The sequence below is a fragment of the uncultured Rothia sp. genome, from assembly GCF_937976295.1.
Classification (GTDB): domain Bacteria; phylum Actinomycetota; class Actinomycetes; order Actinomycetales; family Micrococcaceae; genus Rothia.
On record NZ_CALJRY010000226.1, the window covers coordinates 1 to 18,162 of the forward strand.

Annotated in this window: 15 protein-coding genes; 8 read left to right on the forward strand and 7 right to left on the reverse strand. The window is 59.2% G+C overall.

Translation table 11 applies throughout. The features are described 5' to 3' along the window. Positions 1–644 precede the first annotated feature (644 nt). The gene (locus Q0216_RS06040) at positions 645–1,499 is read left to right on the forward strand and encodes a DUF4253 domain-containing protein (protein ID WP_298593750.1); all 855 of its coding nucleotides are present in this window, start codon (positions 645–647) and stop codon (positions 1,497–1,499) included. Positions 1,500–1,591: 92 nt separating this feature from the next. Here Q0216_RS06040 and Q0216_RS06045 read toward each other — a convergent pair whose 3' ends face one another. Genes Q0216_RS06045 through Q0216_RS06055 form a run of 3 tightly spaced genes read right to left on the reverse strand, consistent with a single transcriptional unit; the run spans position 1,592 to position 3,823 of the window. Beyond that, a complete protein-coding gene (locus Q0216_RS06045; RefSeq protein ID WP_298593752.1) occupies positions 1,592–2,266 on the reverse strand; it encodes an energy-coupling factor transporter transmembrane protein EcfT in 675 nt (224 codons plus the stop codon). Next, positions 2,256–3,149, reverse strand: coding sequence for an energy-coupling factor ABC transporter ATP-binding protein (locus Q0216_RS06050; RefSeq protein ID WP_298593753.1), 894 nt, complete (start codon positions 3,147–3,149; stop codon positions 2,256–2,258). The genes Q0216_RS06045 and Q0216_RS06050 overlap by 11 nt, the downstream gene beginning before the upstream one ends. A 32-nt stretch (positions 3,150–3,181) precedes the next feature. Next, complete coding sequence (locus Q0216_RS06055; protein ID WP_298593754.1) at positions 3,182–3,823, reverse strand: biotin transporter BioY; 642 nt, start codon at positions 3,821–3,823, stop codon at positions 3,182–3,184. Positions 3,824–4,118: 295 nt separating this feature from the next. Here Q0216_RS06055 and abc-f point away from each other — a divergent pair, with 295 nt between their 5' ends. Further along, a complete protein-coding gene (abc-f, locus tag Q0216_RS06060; protein WP_298593755.1) occupies positions 4,119–5,717 on the forward strand; it encodes a ribosomal protection-like ABC-F family protein in 1,599 nt (532 codons plus the stop codon). 793 nt (positions 5,718–6,510) lie between these two features. On the opposite strand, the gene Q0216_RS06065 is transcribed toward abc-f, so the two are convergent. Further along, the gene (locus Q0216_RS06065; RefSeq protein WP_298593757.1) at positions 6,511–7,239 is read right to left on the reverse strand and encodes a metal-dependent hydrolase; all 729 of its coding nucleotides are present in this window, start codon (positions 7,237–7,239) and stop codon (positions 6,511–6,513) included. Between the two features lie 184 nt (positions 7,240–7,423). Then, entirely contained in the window at positions 7,424–7,651 is a 228-nt protein-coding gene (locus tag Q0216_RS06070; RefSeq protein WP_005506080.1) for a hypothetical protein, read from the reverse strand. Positions 7,652–7,935: 284 nt separating this feature from the next. On the opposite strand from Q0216_RS06070, the gene Q0216_RS06075 reads away from it, so the two are divergent. The 6 genes from Q0216_RS06075 to Q0216_RS06100 all read left to right on the forward strand — a co-directional run bounded on the left by Q0216_RS06075 (position 7,936) and on the right by Q0216_RS06100 (position 13,436). After that, a complete protein-coding gene (locus Q0216_RS06075; protein WP_005509097.1) occupies positions 7,936–8,652 on the forward strand; it encodes a beta-ketoacyl-ACP reductase in 717 nt (238 codons plus the stop codon). A gap of 71 nt (positions 8,653–8,723) precedes the next feature. After that, entirely contained in the window at positions 8,724–9,467 is a 744-nt protein-coding gene (locus Q0216_RS06080; protein ID WP_060824810.1) for an SDR family oxidoreductase, read from the forward strand. A 261-nt stretch (positions 9,468–9,728) separates the two neighbouring features. Further along, complete coding sequence (locus Q0216_RS06085; protein WP_294641736.1) at positions 9,729–10,517, forward strand: ABC transporter ATP-binding protein; 789 nt, start codon at positions 9,729–9,731, stop codon at positions 10,515–10,517. Then, the gene (locus Q0216_RS06090) at positions 10,514–11,392 is read left to right on the forward strand and encodes an RNA methyltransferase (RefSeq protein ID WP_298593760.1); all 879 of its coding nucleotides are present in this window, start codon (positions 10,514–10,516) and stop codon (positions 11,390–11,392) included. The genes Q0216_RS06085 and Q0216_RS06090 overlap by 4 nt, the downstream gene beginning before the upstream one ends. Before the next feature lie 252 nt (positions 11,393–11,644). After that, positions 11,645–11,899, forward strand: coding sequence for a type B 50S ribosomal protein L31 (locus tag Q0216_RS06095; RefSeq protein WP_070688056.1), 255 nt, complete (start codon positions 11,645–11,647; stop codon positions 11,897–11,899). Positions 11,900–12,224: 325 nt separating this feature from the next. Then, entirely contained in the window at positions 12,225–13,436 is a 1,212-nt protein-coding gene (locus Q0216_RS06100) for an LCP family protein (RefSeq protein WP_298593761.1), read from the forward strand. Positions 13,437–13,591: 155 nt separating this feature from the next. Here Q0216_RS06100 and Q0216_RS06105 read toward each other — a convergent pair whose 3' ends face one another. Together Q0216_RS06105 and pepN are read right to left on the reverse strand one after the other, a co-directional pair. Then, on the reverse strand, positions 13,592–14,854 hold the full coding sequence (locus Q0216_RS06105; RefSeq protein ID WP_298593763.1) for a hypothetical protein: 1,263 nt from the start codon (positions 14,852–14,854) through the stop codon (positions 13,592–13,594). A gap of 366 nt (positions 14,855–15,220) precedes the next feature. After that, positions 15,221–17,893: an aminopeptidase N gene (pepN, locus tag Q0216_RS06110; RefSeq protein WP_298593765.1), complete on the reverse strand. Its 2,673-nt coding sequence runs from the start codon at positions 17,891–17,893 to the stop codon at positions 15,221–15,223. Between the last annotated feature and the right edge of the window lie 269 nt (positions 17,894–18,162).

Consider the following 18,162-nt stretch of genomic DNA (forward strand, 5'->3'; position numbering starts at 1 on the left):
GGGAGATATAGGGCCAGCCGTTACGATCAGTCTGCCCCTCATGCGCCTTATCAGCGATGCTGTCTGCCAGGCGAACCATCTCTTTGTAGTAGCTATTCGACATGAGAACCTCCGTTGGTTGAAACTCCTGCGAGTTGACGGTCCCAGCGAGGTTTTCCGTACCAATGTGGCACGGACGGTAGCTGGTACCTTCACTCTACTCCAGTAGCTACGAGACGGCGGCGGAACTCGCCCAAAACACCCCTAATACGTCAAATATGACGCGCCGAAGAAGAATACTGAGTGTTTTTCCTTCTGAAATTGTGGGTTTAGTGCCCTTTCTGCCGTGTATCTGCGGTTGGTAACAGACATTCAGGAGGTGCCCCGAACCTCCCTGAAACTACCCGCCCGGGTAGCCGAAAGCAGCTCGCACGACCCGCCCAAAATCTCATATGGTGGCGAAAAATTTCTGTCTTTTTCTAACGAAAATCGGTGAACAAACCGCCCAACACAAAGGCAGTTTAAGCGTGTTTAGCGCACACCGATACACACTCATCAAACGAAAAAATCACCCGCCCTCCGTGCCCCGCTAAAACATCCAAAAACCCGTATTTTTGCGCGAAAATACGCGATAAACTGGGGGCAACCAAACATCGGAGAACACCATGGCAGAGCTCTACAAGCGCTTCCTCGCTTTGTATCCCTACCCACACGAGCGAATCCGCCACGGCGCCCCACGAGCCGAACTTAACCGGCGATACCTCGAACACCTTTACGAGGGCAAGAACCGGGGAACAACCCCCATCGTGGTTGCCCTCGACCCGACCCTGCTCGGAACCATCGAGAATAACGTCTCCCTGCGCACCTCAACACCCGTGCAGAACATCACCGCTGACACCGTTGAGCGGTACGCACACGAGCTCATCACCGACCATCATCGTTACCTGGACCAGGTTGGTGTAGAAGTTGCCGCGCATGAGGCGTTCCGGCACCTGAACGAGAGCACCTACCTGCAGACCTACCGCCGCCTCATGGAAAACGGCGAACTCGGCGAAGACGATATTGGTGCGCCCCTGAAAGCGGAGTACCCCTTCGAACTGACCGCGGGCGTCATCAATGAGAAGGTCAAAGCCACCGACATTGACAGCGCCGCGGAACTGCTCATCATGGATCTGCCGCTGCGGGATGCCTCCGGGGTGTTCGCCTACCTGCCCTTCGGCGGGTGGGACTCCAGCCCCAGCCCCGAGACGTTGCTGTCCATTGCCCGCTACTGGTTTGAACGTGATGACGCCTACCCGGCTGTTATCGCCTCGGACTTTATCGAGTTCTACACGCCGGTACCGGTCACAACCCGCCGCGACGCCGAAATTCTGGCGGTTGAGCACACGATGGTTTCCTCGGCGATGCCGGTGCGTGTCTACCGCGGCTTCGACAAGCTCGTGGAGGCGCTCTACGGCCAGCACGACTGGTACCTGTGGTGGGAGCAGCTGCCGGCGGCGCTAGTTGTTGAGATGCCCTAAAACCGCTTGAGTTAGGGCTTGAGGTAGGCGAGTTAAAGCGAAGGGGCGGGGTGAACCGTGAAATTCACCCCGCCCCTTTTCGCGTATCTGCGCTATTTCAGCTCGTCCACGTGTCGCGCCCGCAAAGCGCGAGCGGTCGCCGTCGCGTAATCAACCGCCTGCACCACCCACGGAATCAGCAGCCGCCAATACATGCGCTTGGGCAGATTACGCGCCACCGCCGCCCTGCGCAACGCACCCCAACGGTCCATGAGCGCCGGAATCGACCGGACCATCAACGCGATCAGCAGACCCAGACGCTCGGGAGAAAGACCCACGAAACGCAGCGGCGAACAGAGCCTCACAAAGCCGTCAATCAGAACCGGCAGGGGAGTGCTCACTAGCAGGGTGCGGGAAGCGTAGAAAGCCGTCAGCATGGTCGCGATAGCATCCGCGCCGGAGGCGTACTGGCCCGTGAACACGTAATAGGCAACCATGATCAGCAGCAGCAGAGACAGCGTGCGAACCACCAGCCACAGCTGGGAGGCAGGCACACCAGCCCATAGAGCGCACAGCGTGGATGCCACCAAAGCCACCAGCGCCACCTGCCAGCCGGTCACCGCCAACAGCAGGAACAGCCCAAAGAAGAGCGTGCCCTTGAGCCACAGCGGCGCCCGATGCACCGGCGTGTTCAACGGCTGGTAGAAACCCACCAGCAGAGTGCCGGGGTTGAAATCCGAGCCCTGGGAGGCGGGACGAGGATTCACGCGCGGCGTGTTAGCGCCCATGCGCGCCTCCTGACGAATCCAGACCGCCGGTAGCGCCCTCGTTCGGGAACCCTTCGGCACACCACGTGCGGTACTGCTGCACCAGTTGCCCCGCATCCCCCTGAGCGAGCAAACGGCCGTCATGAATAATCACGGCTTCATCGCAGGATGCCGCCAAATCCAGGTCGTGCGTACTGAGCACCAGCATCTGATCCAGCGACTCCAAATGCTTGAGCAGCCGCGCGCGATTACGCAAATCCAGCAGGGTAGTCGGCTCATCGAGCAGAAGAATCTGCGGGCGCGCCGCCAGCACACTGGTGAGAGCGACCAGCTGCTTTTCGCCTCCTGAGAGGGTGAAAACGCTCTGATTCTCTAGCGATTCAATGCCGCGTTCACGGAGCAGCTCACGGATCCGTTCGCGGCGCTGCTCACCGCTGAGGGAACTACCTTCAACGGCAGCGGCACGGCGCAGGCTCAGGTCAATATCTTCGGCAACTGTGGGCATAATCAGCTGCGCCTCCGGCTGGGCAAAAAGCATGCCCACACCCTCAAAAGCGCCCTGTGAATTACTGCGAGCGCCCGCACCCTTCGAGCTACGGCTCGGTGCCTCCAAGGTGTCGACACCGTTCACGCGCACAATACCTTCATCCGGGTGGGTGAGCCCGTTGAAAAGCCCCAGCAGGGTAGACTTACCGCTACCGTTCAGACCCAGAACCGCGGTGCGCTTCGCCGTGAACCGCAGGCTCACATCCTTGAGGATACGGCGATGCCCGCCTTCGGGCAGCTCGGTGAAAACACTCACCGATTCAAGCTCAAGGGTGGGCATGCTGGTAGAGGCGCTCACCGCCTGTTCGCCCTGTACCTGCTGTGGTGCAGGCTGGCGCGTGGAGCGGCGAAAAAACATAGCTATCCTCTCGTGCGGCACATTGTGTGCCCTTAACGCTGGGCAGATGCCAAGGACGGGAAGGCGCGGCGTACCGACAGGCCAACCAGAACCGCGATCGTGGACTTCACCAGATCCCAGGGGACGAACACCATGGCGGCGGCGAAGGCAGCGTCAAAACTCATGTGGGCGTTCACCATCATACCGGCGATACCGCAGGCGGTCAGAACCACAAAACCGCAGAAGTTCGCGACCAGAGCCATGAGGAAGGTGGAGAGCACCGAGCGGGTGTTGCGGGTGAACAGGTAGGCGAGGGTACCGGCAATGGCTGCGAAGGGCAGGAAGCCCAGCAGGTAGCCGGCACTGGGGGAGGCGAGCGTACCCAGGCCGGCGCCGCCCTTAGCGAAGATGGGCAGGCCAGCAAAACCAACCAGCAGGTACAGCGCCACGGAGGCGGTGGCGCGCTTGCCGCCGAGCACCTGAGCGGTGATGTAAATGCCGAGGGTCTGGAAGGTGAAGGGGACCGCGATGCCGCCCAGGCTGACGGCGGGCATGATGGCGAGCGCGGCGATGAAGCCGGCGAACACTGCGATGAGGGAGAGGTCGGTGGCGAGGGAGGTCTTTGCCGCTACGTTACGGCGCGGTGCCTGGGTTGCCGGGGTTGCCTGGGCTGATTCGCGCGCGGAATCGGTCATTGGGGTGGTACTCCTTTGATACGTGTTTCTCCGCAGATTTTTCTGTGGAGTTGAGGGTAGCGGTGGTTGACTGCTTGTCACAACCCAATATTTGAACAATGTTCTACAAATAGTGTTCGGTATGTATCCTACACCCCACACCACAAAAACAAAAGGGAACCCACATGCGCACTCGGCACACCTGCACTAAAATTGATGAGGTGCTCCGCGCGCTCGCCGCTTCTCACCCGGCGAATCCCGCCTACCGAGCACTACCAGCCCAGACACCAGACCGCCCCTTTTCGGAAAGGCACCCATGATTGCTGTACAGAACCTCGAATTGCGTGCAGGCGCACGCCTGCTCATGGAAGAGGTCACCTTCCGCATCGACAAGGGCGACAAAATCGGTCTGGTCGGCCGCAACGGTGCCGGTAAGACCACTATGACTAAGGTGCTTGCCGGTCTGACCCTGCCCGCTGACGGTACGGTGACCCGCAGCGGCACTATCGGCTACCTTCCGCAGGACCCGAAGGTGGATGACATGAGTCAGCTGGCTCGTGACCGCATCCTCTCGGCGCGTGGCCTGGACGGTGTGGCGCGCAAGATGCGTCAGGCGCAGGAGGACATGGCGAGCGAGGACCCGGCGGTGCGCGCTAAGGGTATGCGCCGCTACGACCGCCTGGAGGCTGAATTTATTGCTGGCGGCGGCTACGCGGCGGAGTCGGAGGCGGCGGTCATCACCTCCAACCTGGATCTGCCGGAGCGTGTGCTCGCCCAACCGCTGTCTACTCTGTCGGGTGGTCAGCGTCGCCGCGTGGAGCTGGCGCGCATCCTTTTCTCTAATGCGGACACCATGCTGCTGGATGAGCCGACCAACCACCTGGATGCCGACTCGGTTCTGTGGCTGCGCGACTTCTTGAAGAACTTCGCGGGCGGCCTGATGGTTATCAGCCACGATGTTGAGCTTATGGAGCTGGTCGTCAACCGCGTCTTCTACCTGGACGCGAACCGCTGCGTGATTGACCAGTACAACATGGGCTGGAAGAACTACCTGACTCAGCGTGAGCAGGATGAGCACCGCCGCAAGCGTGAGCGTGCGAATGCGCAGAAGAAGGCGAATGCTCTGATGGAGCAGGCGAATAAGATGCGCGCTAAGGCGACGAAGGCTGTTGCTGCTCAGCAGATGATTAAGCGTGCTGAGAAGCTTCTGCGCGGCCTGGAGGAGGAGCGTCAGACCGATAAGGTTGCGGCGATTCGCTTCCCAGATCCGGCGCCGTGCGGTAAGACTCCGCTCTCTGCCCAGGGTCTGTCGAAGTCCTATGGCTCCCTGGAGATTTTCACGGACGTTGATTTGGCGATTGACCGCGGTTCGCGCGTGGTGGTGCTGGGCCTGAACGGTGCCGGTAAGACCACTCTGCTGCGCATGCTGGCTGGTTCCACCGAGCCTGATACGGGTGAGGTCGTGTACGGTCACGGCGCGAAGCTGGGCTATTTTGCGCAGGAACACGAAATTCTTGATGGTGACCGCACTGTCTTTGAGAACATGAAATCCGCCGCGCCGGATCTGGACGACACCCGCGTGCGTACGATTCTGGGTTCGTTCCTGTTCTCTGGCGATGACGTGGATAAGCCTGCCGGTGTGCTTTCCGGTGGCGAGAAGACCCGTTTGTCCCTGGCGACCCTGGTGGCGTCGAGCGCGAACGTACTGCTGCTCGATGAGCCGACCAACAACCTGGACCCCGCCTCGCGCGAGGAGATTCTGAATGCATTGAAGGCGTATCAGGGCGCCATTGTGATGGTCTCTCACGATGAGGGTGCGGTGGAGGCGCTGAATCCTGAGCGTGTGCTGCTTCTGCCGGATGCGGTGGAGGATTTGTGGTCGAAGGATTACCAGGATCTGATTTCGCTGGCGTAAAGGCTGGCATAAAGCAATATTCACCGACATAAAAGCATGGGGGAGGCTCCGGTGCCGTGTGGCGCCGGGGCCTCTTTGCGTGTATTGCTCGTTGTTTTATTGTCCGGGGTGTATTTTTTTGTGGCGTATTTCTATGTTCTGAAGATGCGTTGCGGAGATTTTGCCGGTATTTTTCTCGTGAATAGTGCCGAAAAATGTGACCTGACCCGTGGGTTTGTATTGTTTTCTGATCATATGTGCTGTTATTGCGCTCCCGCGCATGGGAACTGTGGGTTCTGGCACACGAAACTTGCGGCGTATTTGACGGCAAATAATGTTGCCTTGTGGGTTTTTGGATAGCAAAGAAAAGCTCTCAGGCGGTATTTCAGGGGGTCTGTGTGGGCTTTTTAAATTTTTCGTGTGTCTCTACATACATTGTGGGAAAAATGGTAGAAACCCAACATGCATGGGGCGTAGACTTATAACTGTTCCCGCCAATGCGAGGACGCAAAAGCGAAACATTAGGGCTCACTACAGATGGTGAGCTAACGCGGGGGAGAAGAGATTCCCGCCCGCTCACAAAGGAGAACTGCCAATGCACAACACTGAGTTCGAGAAGTACCCCACCTCCGGTGAAGAGAACGTTGAGGTTGACGTCTTCTGGCCCATCCAGGACGCTTAATCTCTCACCCCGATAGGTCGGGATAAGGATTAGAAAAGCGCCCCGCCGCTTCCGTAGGGAAGTGACGGGGCGCTTTGCTGTCCTCTTTGATGCTGTTCTCATCGAGAATTTAGTTATGCGTTGAGAATTTAATTATGCGGCGTGAATGCCCAGTCCGAACATTTGCAGTGGGTATTCGGTGAAGCCCATCATGGCTACCGCGTACCAGGCGATGTACCCGGTCAGTACTAGAACGAGTGCCTTCTCGCGTGCACTGCCGGCGTCACCCAGGATTGGGAGTGCCATGTAGCCGCTCTTTTTCCATAGTGGGGACGCCACCAGGGGTTTTATGACAATGGGGTAGAGGGGCAGTAGTCCGCGGGTTGTCAGTAGGTCGCCCAGAAGGTGAATGGTGGCGCCGACCGAAATAGCCCAGGGGAGTAGTGCCAGCGAATCGGTCGTGTAGGCGGCGTACCCGAGGGCGACGGCACCAATCCATCCACCCGGTGCGCCGAGCACGCGCAAGGCTAGGCCGCCCGAGAATGCGGCAAGAAGTAGTGAGGCCCAGGGGATTCCGTTGTAGCTCAGGTTGGCGCTGAAATAGGCGATCGCCCAGAAGGCTACTAGGCCCAAAATGGAGTGTGTTCCCTTGCGGTGTCCACCGCTGACCGCCCCGACAATGCGCGCTACCCAGCGTGAAATGGGTGGAATGGAGTTGGCGATACTGCCGTTATGGTGGTCAATATCCGGTAGCATGCCCGCACCGGCGCACGCCAGGGTGGTCACGATGAGGGTAGGGGTGTCGGGAACCTGCACCACTCCCGTCTCGACGAGCACTAGCCAGCCAGCTGCGGCGCTGACTGTGTGCGAATAGCCCATCATGGGGAGGTGCCTCCTTGGGTGTGATTGCTCAGCGAGTGTGTCTGCGAGTATGTTTGCCCGGTGCGTTCGGGCTGTTCGCCGAACTTATTAGAACAAATATAGCATATATCGAAATTACTTTCGATAGATGGGGTTACACCTCAAACGGAGCCACCTCTCACACGGAACCACCTCTCACATAGCGCTACCCTTCAAACGGAAGAGTCTGCTTCCAGAACTCACGCTCGCGCAGGTAATTCTCCAGCCAGCCCACGTGCTCAGAGCATGCCAACCAGATTTTGCGGCGCTCGGGGGTGTGCACCTTCGGGTTGTTCCACAGCAGCTGAAATTCTGCCGCCTGCTGACAGCCCTTGCGGGAGCACTTGGCGTACTCGGGCTGTGCATCCTGAGAGAGTGAACCGAGCAGATCCATGTTTTCTTTTCCTTACTATTACGCCTCTACGTGCGGTGTTGTTCCGTGCCCGCACAACCCCGCAGAAAAAGGGTGCGGGCTGTTCCGCTTCAGCTAGTGTACGCGCCCGATGAGGCATGTAAAAGAAGAGGAATAGAGGTTGTGTTCAAGAGCGGAGTGTAGCCTGCGGCACCATCACCCTAAAACGCGGTAAAATAAGGTTCGACTGTCCATCCGTCCACACCCCAACCGTGGAGCCGCTGCATCGGCTCCAATCGCGAGGGGTCGACTCATCAAGGAAGCTCATGAGCGAGAACACTCCCAAGACCGTGCTGGTCACCGGCGGCAACCGAGGCATCGGCTACGAAATTGCCAAGGAATTCCAGGCAGCAGGACACAACGTCTGCATCACCTACCGTAGCGGTGAAGCCCCCGAAGAATTTTTCGCCGTCAAGGCAGATGTACGCGATGCCGACAGCATTAACGAAGCCTTCAAGGAAATTGAGGCAGAATTCGGCCCCGTGGAGGTGCTGGTCGCCAACGCAGGTATCACCCGCGACATGCTGCTGATGCGCATGAAGGAATCCGACTTCACCGACGTGGTCGACACCAACCTCACCGGTTCTTTCCGCGTGGTTCAGCGCGCCATCAAGGGCATGCTGAAGCTCAAGCGCGGCCGCATCATCCTGGTTTCCTCCGTGGTGGGTCTGTACGGTTCTCCCGGTCAGGTCAACTACTCCGCATCTAAGGCGGCACTGGTCGGTATGGCACGCTCCATCACCCGTGAGCTGGGCGGCCGTAACATCACCGCTAACGTGGTGGCACCGGGCTTCATTAACACCGCAATGACCGAGGTTTTGCCCGAAGAGACCAAGAAGAACTACCTTGCGTCCATCCCGGCTGGTCGCTTCGCTGAGGCGGAAGAGGTCGCTCGCGTGATTCGCTGGCTCGCATCCGATGAGGCGAGCTACATTTCTGGCGCTGTCATCCCCGTTGATGGCGGCCTCGGCATGGGTCACTAACCCCACCCGTACGGACTGCATGAAGCGCCCGAGCGTGGGCGCACCCTTTCTAGACTTAAGGACATAAAACTATGGCACAGCTGACCGGCAAGACCATTATCATCACCGGCTCCTCCCGCGGCGTTGGCGCAGACACCGCACAGATTCTCGCCGCCGAAGGCGCGAACATTGTGGTGAACTACCGCTCCAAGGCACCGCGCGCGAACAAGATCGTCAAGGCTATTGAAGAGGCTGGCGGCAAGGCAATTGCAGTGCAGGCTGACGTGACCAACAGCGAGGACCTGCAGAACCTCGTCAACACCGCTGTGGAGACCTTCGGCTCCCTGGACTACCTGATCCTGAACGCTTCGGGCGGCATGGAAACCGGCATGGGTGAAGACTACGCAATGCGCCTGAACCGTGACGCACAGCTGAACCTGGCACGCCTGGCCGCAGAGAAGATGCCCGAAGGCGCACGCATTGTGTTCGTGACCAGCCACCAGGCGCACTTCATCCGCGAGGTTGAGACCATGGACGAGTACAAGCCCGTCGCAGAGTCCAAGCGTGCCGGTGAAGATGCACTAATCGCCGAGATTCCCGCGCTCTCCGAGAAGGGCATCTCCCTGGTCGTGGTCTCCGCTGACATGATTGAAGGCACCGTCACCGCAACCCTGCTGAACCGCCTGCACCCCGGCGCTATTGAGCAGCGCCGAGAGACCGCCGGCAAGCTCTACACCGTCAACGAGTTCGCGCAGGAAATCGCGAAGATGGTCACCGCAGACGTTGAGACCGGCCACGTTGAGCTGGTCGGCGGCGCACGCGGCTTCATCGACTAATAACCCTGTAGCTATAGGTGCCGCTGCGGATGCGCCCGCACCCCTGACAAGGTACATCTGACAAGGTACATTTGATGAGGCGCGCCGCCTTCGACGCGGCGGCACCTATAGCCCATAAGTCCACCTATAGCCTCTAAGACTTTGCGCGAGGAACCCAATGTGGGGTGCCCGCGCACTTATGCGCCAACCGCTCCGATAACCCGGCACGGGTTGCGGGGTGAGGGGCGCATCCCATCCATCTAACTCACTGGAAGAAGAACCATGAGCACCGTACTCAACCTTCAGAATGTCTCCGTGATTCGCGGCGGCCGCCCCATCCTTAACAACGTTTCGTGGACTGTGAACGAAGGTGAACGCTGGGTCGTTCTGGGCCCCAACGGCGCCGGTAAGTCCACTCTGCTTTCGATTGCGGCAGCCCGCCTGCACCCGACCAGCGGCGAGGTTGAAATCCTTGACGAGACCCTCGGCGCTGTTGACGTGTTCGACCTGCGCCCGCGCATTGGTCTGTCCTCCGGTGCTTCGGCTACCCAGATTCCCGCGAACGAGAAGGTCTCTGACGTTGTCGTGACCGCAGCGTACGCTGTGTCCGGCCGCTGGAAGGAAGAATACGACGTCATGGACGACGAGCGTGCAACCGAGCTGCTGGCTGAGTGGGGTGTTGACACCCTCGCTGACCGCACCTTCGGTTCCCTCTCCGACGGCGAGCGCAAGCGTGCACTGATTGCCCGCGCCCTCATGACCGACCCCGAGCTGCTGCTGCTGGACGAGCCCGGCGCAGGCATGGACATCTCCGGCCGTGAGGACCTGGTCGAGCGTCTGACCGCACTTGCCGCTGACCCCTACGCACCGGCTACCGTGCTCATCACCCACCACCTCGAGGAAATCCCGGCGGGCTTCACCCACGCCCTGCTGATCCGTGACGGCGGCGTGGTCGCTGCCGGCCCGATCCTGTCCACCATTACCGAGGCGAACCTCGCAGCAACCTACGACATGGACCTGGCTCTGACCGTCACCTCCGCGGGTCGTTACTCCGCGTTCAAGCGCGCATGAGCCGTGCCCCGAAGCAACTGAGCGCCGAACAGATCGCTGAGCGTGCCGAGCGTGTCTACGCCATCGAGTCGGTTACGGCTCTGGCGCAGGCACCCGAGCAGACTTTGCGCTACTACACGCAGCTGACCGATGTGAAGCTCCGTAGCGCCATGGAACCGCAGTGGGGTATTTACATTGCGGAGTCCTCGAAGGTGATTCGTCGTGCGCTCGCTGCCGGCCATCAGCCCGTTTCTTTCCTGATGAGTGAAAAATGGGCTGATGATTTGGCGGATGTTTTGCGCGCGCACCCTGACACTCCCGCGTATGTGGGTAGTGAAGAGCAGCTGGAGCAGGTGACCGGTTTTCATCTGCATCGTGGCGCGTTGGCGGCGATGGCTCGTCCGGCGCCGCAGCCTCTGGAGCGGTTGCTGCAGGGTGCGTCTCGCGTGGCGATTTTGGAAGATATTGTGGACCACACGAATGTGGGAGCTATTTTCCGTTCGGCTGCCGCGCTGAACGTGGATGCTGTGCTGGTGACTCCGCGGTGCGCTGATCCGCTGTATCGCCGCTCGATTCGCGTGTCGATGGGTACCGTTTTTCAGGTGCCGTGGGCTCGCTTGGAGTCGTGGCCTGCCAACTTGCAGACCCTGCACGAGCTGGGCTTTAAGAGCGCGGCGTTGGCTCTGGAGGAGGACTCGCTGACCCTGGAGGAGCTGTCTGCTCGCCGGGATGAGAAGCTTGCGCTGATTCTGGGCACGGAGGGGCACGGCCTGTCGCTCCGCACCTTGGCGGCGTGTGACGATACGGTGATGATTCCGATGTCGCACGGTGTGGATTCTTTGAATGTTGCGGCGGCGAGCGCCGTGGCGTTCTGGGAGACCCGCCCGCGTTCATAACCCGAGTCCTAATCTGGTTATTAACCCGCGTGAGTGCCTTCTTCGGGTGCCCACGCGGTGTGTAGGTTGGTGTCTGTGAGGGAATGTACTGGGATTTAATCCGTGAAGGTGGTACCCTTAATGGGTTGTGCGCGCCCTATGCGGGCACAATGGTGATGCGCTCTGAGATTTTCTCGATAGCTGCACATCGAAAAACCTACTCCATCTATATAAGGGCTACTGGCAAAATCCAGTAGCAGAAGAAGGTAATCAATGAAGGCAGAAATCCACCCGGACTACAACCTGGTTCTGTTCCGCGACCTCGCATCCGGCAAGGTCTTCCTGACCCGTTCCACCATGACCTCGGACAAGACCGAGAAGTGGGAAGACGGCAACGAGTACCCGATTGTCGAGGTTGAAATCTCGTCCGAGTCGCACCCGTTCTACACCGGTAAGCAGCGCATCATGGACTCCGCAGGTCGCGTCGAGCGCTTCAACGCACGCTTCGCAAACTTCGGCAAGAAGTAAATCTTCTGTCCCAGTTTTGCTTTTTAGCGAAATCAATGCCCCGTTTTCCTTGGTTTTCAAGGAGGCGGGGCATTGTGCGTTTTATGGTGAGAGCTGCAATATTCGCCCAAACGTGAGGAAAGTTGTAATGTAAAACCTTTCGTTCGCCGGTGCGTAGACCGGCTGACGGCGTTACAATGAGTAAGTATTTTGCGAGCTGTGCATTTTCTGTGCCCTCCAGCACCGCCCCGTATCGGCGGGTATTCTCCGGCTCTCTGTATTCTAGAGACTTCGCTGGATGCGCTGCGCGCCTCGCGTATCACCACCTCAAACAAAGGACAACTTAATGAGCGACGCTCACTCTGAACCGTCGCAGAAGAAGAAATGGGTCAAGCGTATTCTGCTGATCCTGCTGATTCTTCTGCTGGTTATTACCCTCGGTATTGGTTTCTTCATTTGGCGTGCTGGCCACACCTGGGATAGCAAGACCGAGAAGTTTGACTCCATCACTAATGTGGATGAAGACCTCAGCAAAATTAAGGAGCAGCTTGGCGAGGCTAAGCAGCTGAACGTGACGGAGCTGAAGGCTCCGACCGTCACCAACTCGGATACCGGCAAGAACGGCGCTAACGCGAACGGCGCGAATGGCTCCGCAGATGGTGGCTCCGATGCTGCTGCGGCTCTTGCAGCGAACGCAAGCGAGCACGATAAGGACGGCGACGGCATCCTGGATGACGGTTACAGCTACGATGTCGTACAGGGTCCGGGTAAGAACATCCTGCTGCTCGGTAGCGACACCCGTTCCGGTTCTGAAGCAGCTCAGGTGAGCGGCTCCCGTGCAGACACCATCATGCTTGCTCACATCCCTGCTGATGGTAAGGGCGTTTACCTGGTTTCGATTATGCGTGATACCTGGGTGAACATCCCCGGTTACGGTGCGGCAAAGATTAACGCGGCACTGAACTACGGCGGTATTTCTCTGCAGGTGGCAACCGTTGAGAACCTACTGGGTATCAAGATTGATCACGTGGCTGAGATTGAGTTTGAGGGCTTCAAGGCTCTGGTAAACTCGGTCGGCGGTGTCGACGTTCAGGTTCCCTTCAACTTCGATATCAACATTTGGTCCTTCAAGCAGGGCGTGCAGCACATGGACGGCGGTGCGGCACTTGCCTTCGTGCGTGCTCGTTACCAGTTCGCTGATGGTGACTACCAGCGTGTTCGTAACCAGCGTGCGTTCCTGCGCGGTCTGTACAACACGATGAAGTCTAAGGGTGCTCTGGATAGTGTGGGCTCTTTCCAGTCTGCTGTTGAGTCTATTGCTGGTTATATGCGTGTGGACTCCGGTCTGAACGCGGCACAGATTGCCCAGATTGCGGCTCCGGTGCTGACCAGCGGTGACACCACGATGCGCATGACCACCCTGCCGAACGCTGGTCCGGGTTGGTCCTATGACGGTCAGTCAATCGTTCTGGTTAACCAGGCTGCGAATGCCCAGCTGTCTTATGCTTTGCAGCATGACACGATGGATCAGTTCATGGCTACTTACGGTCAGGACTAAGGTTTGACTCCTTGCGGGGGTGAAAGCTGATGAGGCTTTTGCCCCCGCTGTGTTTAACCGTTCCTGGAGAAACTGGGTGTGTGAAAGGGCGGCTACCTCACCGTGATGGTGGGGTAGCCGCCCTTTCGTATCTTTACGCTCTGTCGTGGAGAAGCTTAGGCCTTCAAATCGGTTTCTTCTGCGTCCTCAGCGGTTTCCTCTTCTTCGTATTCTTCCTCGTACTCGTCGTAGTCCTCGTAATCTTCGTAGTAGGGCTGACGACCAAAGTAGAAGGCGACTGCCGCAACAGCGCCACCCAGAATAGCGATGAGGATACCGAGCATCGGGGTCCACAGCATCGAGATCAGGCCAGCGACCAGAACGGCGAGGCCTGCACCCTTGACCAGGTTCAGCAGACGGTCACGTTCGTTCGGTTCGTAGTATTCCTCTTCCTCAATGCTGTACTCGATGACGGACTTCTCAGCGGCGGGTTCGCTGCGGGTCGGCTCAGGGGAGGAGCCACCGGTCAGGGAGCTCATGAAACCGCGACGCTTCTTCGGAGCCTGCTGTGCGGCGGACTCCAGGTAGTGACGCTCACCTTCGGTGGGTACGAATGCGGCGGGCACCTCGTATTCTTCGCCAGCGGGTAGCAGAGCCGGAACATTGTTGGGCAGGGTCTCGTACCATTCCTGCGGAATGTCGGCGGGGCGTGCCGCCTGAACGGTCAGCGACAGCTCGAGGGTGTTACCGCGAATAGTGCCCCACGCGCTGGTGAGGCGGTCGTTCTCAAAAGCGTAACGAATGACGGGCGTAAGCTGCTCAGACATCTGGGTGCTCAGGCGGCCCACGAGCTTGCGGTCGTGACGTACCTCCACGCTGTCAACGAAGCGGCCGTCGGAGGTCTTCAGCTGGTTCGCCTCCAGGGTCAGGATCACGCGGCCTTCACCGCTGGGCGGCAGGATAGTGTGCAGGTATTCGGAGTGTTCCTTCTCGTCGAGCACCTTCATCGACGGACCCTGGGGGAGTAGGGTCGCGCGGGTCGGTGCGTCGTTGAGAGGGAAGAGAGAACCGGGTGCGGACAGGGAGAGCACACCGGTGCTCTTCACGTGCATACCTCCGCCTTCAGCGCGTACGGCGACAGCGGAGAGCTGCAGGTGCGCGATGGGTTCGTAGCCGGAGGCGACCACGCGGGTAATGGGATCCCAGTACGCGGCGGAGTCCTCCACGCTCATGCGGCCTACCTTGAACTCGTCAATGTAGACGGCAATGCTATTGGGCTCGTAGGGGTTATCCGGTTCGGGAACGAGGCGCGCTTCACCGTACCAGATCCGTTCACGGTCGATGTGCAGTTCCTCGAAAATTTGGAGAGTTTCTGCTTCGTAGTAATCATCGGTGACAATGTCAACGCTACCGCGGTCACCGAGCGCGTAATCGACCACTGAAAACTCCTTCTGATATGTCTAAGCGAGCGGATACCTAGTCTATTCTCTCATGCTTTCAGCACGGACAGCTCACAAAAAGGGGTGACATTTATCTGTCTTTTAGCACCGGGTGCATATAGTTTTGTGTTTGGGGGAATCAGCCCCGGTAACGCCGACTCACATCAACGCACTAAAGAGCCGCGAACCCTCCGCCTAGAGCCTCACGAAACAAAAATTTCGGCTGAGAAAACCGCGAAAAAGACCGCCGCCCGACACCACCCGGTTCACAACCGGGTGAGCGCCAAGCGGCGGTCTACAACGATTAGCTTGAGAGCCTCACAGAGCGGTCATAGCACCCCGCTTCGGCTACTCAAACCATGCAGCTTAGCCCTGCAGGGAGGCGTTGAACTTCTGCGCCACAATCGAACGGTGGCCGTGATCCTGAGCCTCCAGCACCAGACGACGCAGAGCCGAAGGAGCCTCGGGGTTCGCCTCCAGCCAACGCTGAGCCAGCGCAACGGAGGGGTTACCCTCAACACCCAGACCCTCGGTGGAGCCGGTGTTGTACAGAGCCTTCGGGTACAGACCACGCACAATGCGGGTCGCCATACCAATCGAACGGGACGCCCAAACGGGCAGCAGAGCCTCAAAGTAGGAGTCGTAGTAGGACTCACGCAGCTCAACCGGACCGCGAGCAAAACCGTTAATGGTCGAAGCCAGAGCGTCGTTCGACAGCGACTCGTCTTCCATGATGGTCTTGTACGCGGCAGCCTTACGCTCAGCAGAGGGCAGAGCAGCAATCGCGTACGCGTAACCGTTCGAAGAAATCGAGGAGGGGCTGTACTTAGCCGCACGGTCCAGATCCTCAACGGTCACCAGGTCACGGCTTGCGAGCGCACCCAGTGCACTCCAACCCAGGTTCTGGTCGTAAGGAATGCCGGTTGCGTCAGCAATATCGCCGGTGGTGTCTTCGAAAGCACCGCGGGCAATATCGCGGCAGAGCTCTTCACCCTTGGTCGCGTTGGTGGAGACCGAAATCAGGGCGCGAAGCAGAATCAGCTGCTCGTCGGAGCCGGGCTTAGCCTGCGCCAGTGCGGCTGCGAATGCGTCGTAGAGAGCGTCGTAGAGGCGCTCGCGGCCGGTGGGTGCGGAGAAGGTTGCGATAGCGACCTGTGCGTTGTTGACCATGGTGCCCAGCAGGGATGCGCTCGGTTCCTTGGAGACGTTGCGTACGACTGCGTCGACGTAGGTGGTGACGGGCAGGCGTGCATCGCGCACGTTCTCCCAGAGGGAGCCCCAGATGAGGCCGCGGGAGAGCGCGGATTCGAGGGTGGAGACACCTTCGATAGCTGCCTGCAGGCCGTCTTCGTCGGTCAGGGCAACCTTGGCGTAGGTGTGGTCTTCTGCGTTGAGCATGAGCAGGTCAGCTTCGCCAACGAGCTTCTTCTGCTCATCGGTGAGCTCCACACGGTGCTCGGAGACGGGCTCTGCCGGGTACTCGAGGGAGAGCACGCCGGTGGAGGTGAGCTTGCCGTCGGTCAGCGCGAAGGTTTCCAGCTTTGCCACGTGGGGGCGGCCCAGGCCTGCGGGCTGCTGTGCGGGCAGTTCCTGGGTGAGGATCAGGTCGGTGAGCTGGCCGTCTTCGCCGTAGACGCGCTTGGTGCCCAGTGCGGACACGCCGGAGGTCTGCAGCCATGCGTTAGCCCATGCCTGCATGTCGCGGCCGGACACCTCGTTGAGTACCTGCAGGAAGTCGTTCAGGGAGGTGTTGCCCCACTCGAAGCGCTTGAAGTACACGCGTGCTGCTTCGATGAAGGTGTCGAAGCCGACGTAGGCGACCAGCTGCTTGAGCACGGATGCGCCCTTTGCGTAGGTGATGCCGTCGAAGTTCTGCGATGCTGCTTCCAGGTGGGGGATGTCAGCGACGATGGGGTGGGTGGTGGGCAGCTGGTCCTGCATGTAGGCCCAGGCCTTGCGGTTGTTCGCGAAGGTGACCCATGCGTCGTTGAAGTTGTTGGCCTCCTTAGCGCCGAGGGTGCCCATGAAGTCTGCGAAGGATTCCTTGAGCCACAGGTCGTCCCACCACTTCATGGTGACGAGGTCGCCGAACCACATGTGCGCCATTTCGTGGCAGATGGTGTTGGTGCGGCCTTCGAGGTCGTCCTCGGTTGCGCCGGAGACGAAGATGTAGTCTTCGGTGAAGGTGACCAGGCCGGGGTTCTCCATTGCGCCGATGTTGTATTCGGGTACGAATGCCTGCTCGTACTTGGGGTACGGGTAGGGGTAGTCGAAGAGGTCCTGGAAGAAGTCCAGGCCGTTTTTGGTGACCATGAAGATGTGGTCGTAGTCAAAGTGCGGCTTGAGGGACTGGCGGCAGTATGCGACCAGGGGGATGTCGCCGCTGTTGACCTTGCTCTTGGGCTTGTAGGTGGTGGTTGCGGTGAAGTATTCGCCGGCAACGATTGCGGTGATGTAGGTGGAGATCTTTGCGGTGGGGGAGAAGACTCGCTTGGTGATGGAGTCGTCGGCGGGGTCTACGGCCTGGCTTTCGAGTACGCCGTTGGAGCTGACAACCCAGTCCTTGGGTGCGGTGATGCGGAAGTTGAAGACTGCCTTCAGGTCGGGCTGCTCGAAGTTCGGGAAGACTCGGCGGCAGTCGGAGGGCTCGTACTGGGTGTACAGGTAGACGCGACCGTCGGAGGGGTCGAAGTAGCGGTGCAGACCTTCGCCGGAGCGGGAGTAGTAGGAGCGGCCGTGGATGGTGAGCACGTTTTCTGCCTTCAGGTTGGGCAGGGTGATGCGTGCGCCGTCGACGACATCAGCCAGGGTCAGTTCGGTGCCGTTGAGCTTAACGGAGTCGACGCTGTGGTGGATGTAGTCGATGAAGGTTTCTGCACCGGGGGTGTTGCAGGAGAATCGGACGGTGGTGACGGTGGGGTAGGACTCGAATTCGGGGTCCTTGGCGTTAGTCAGGTCGACATGCACGTCGTAGGTGTCGACACTGATGAGAGCCGAACGTTCTGCGGCTTCTTCGCGGGAGAGGTTCTCATTATTCATGCTTTTTATTCTAGTCGTTGCGACCGAAAATCTGGCAGTTGACCAGGGTGTGCCGGTCATATTACTCAAGGTGCGAGAGGCTGCGGCGTGATTGAGAGCAAACAATACATGGGATGTGACGCAGAACATGCTCATTTGATTTGCGGAGTATTCAGAAAGCCCGTATAGTATTACGTGTTGCTTCGAACGGCACCGAAAGGAAAACGTTCGAAAGTCACCTGCGCGGGTGGCGGAATAGGCAGACGCGCTAGCTTGAGGTGCTAGTCCTC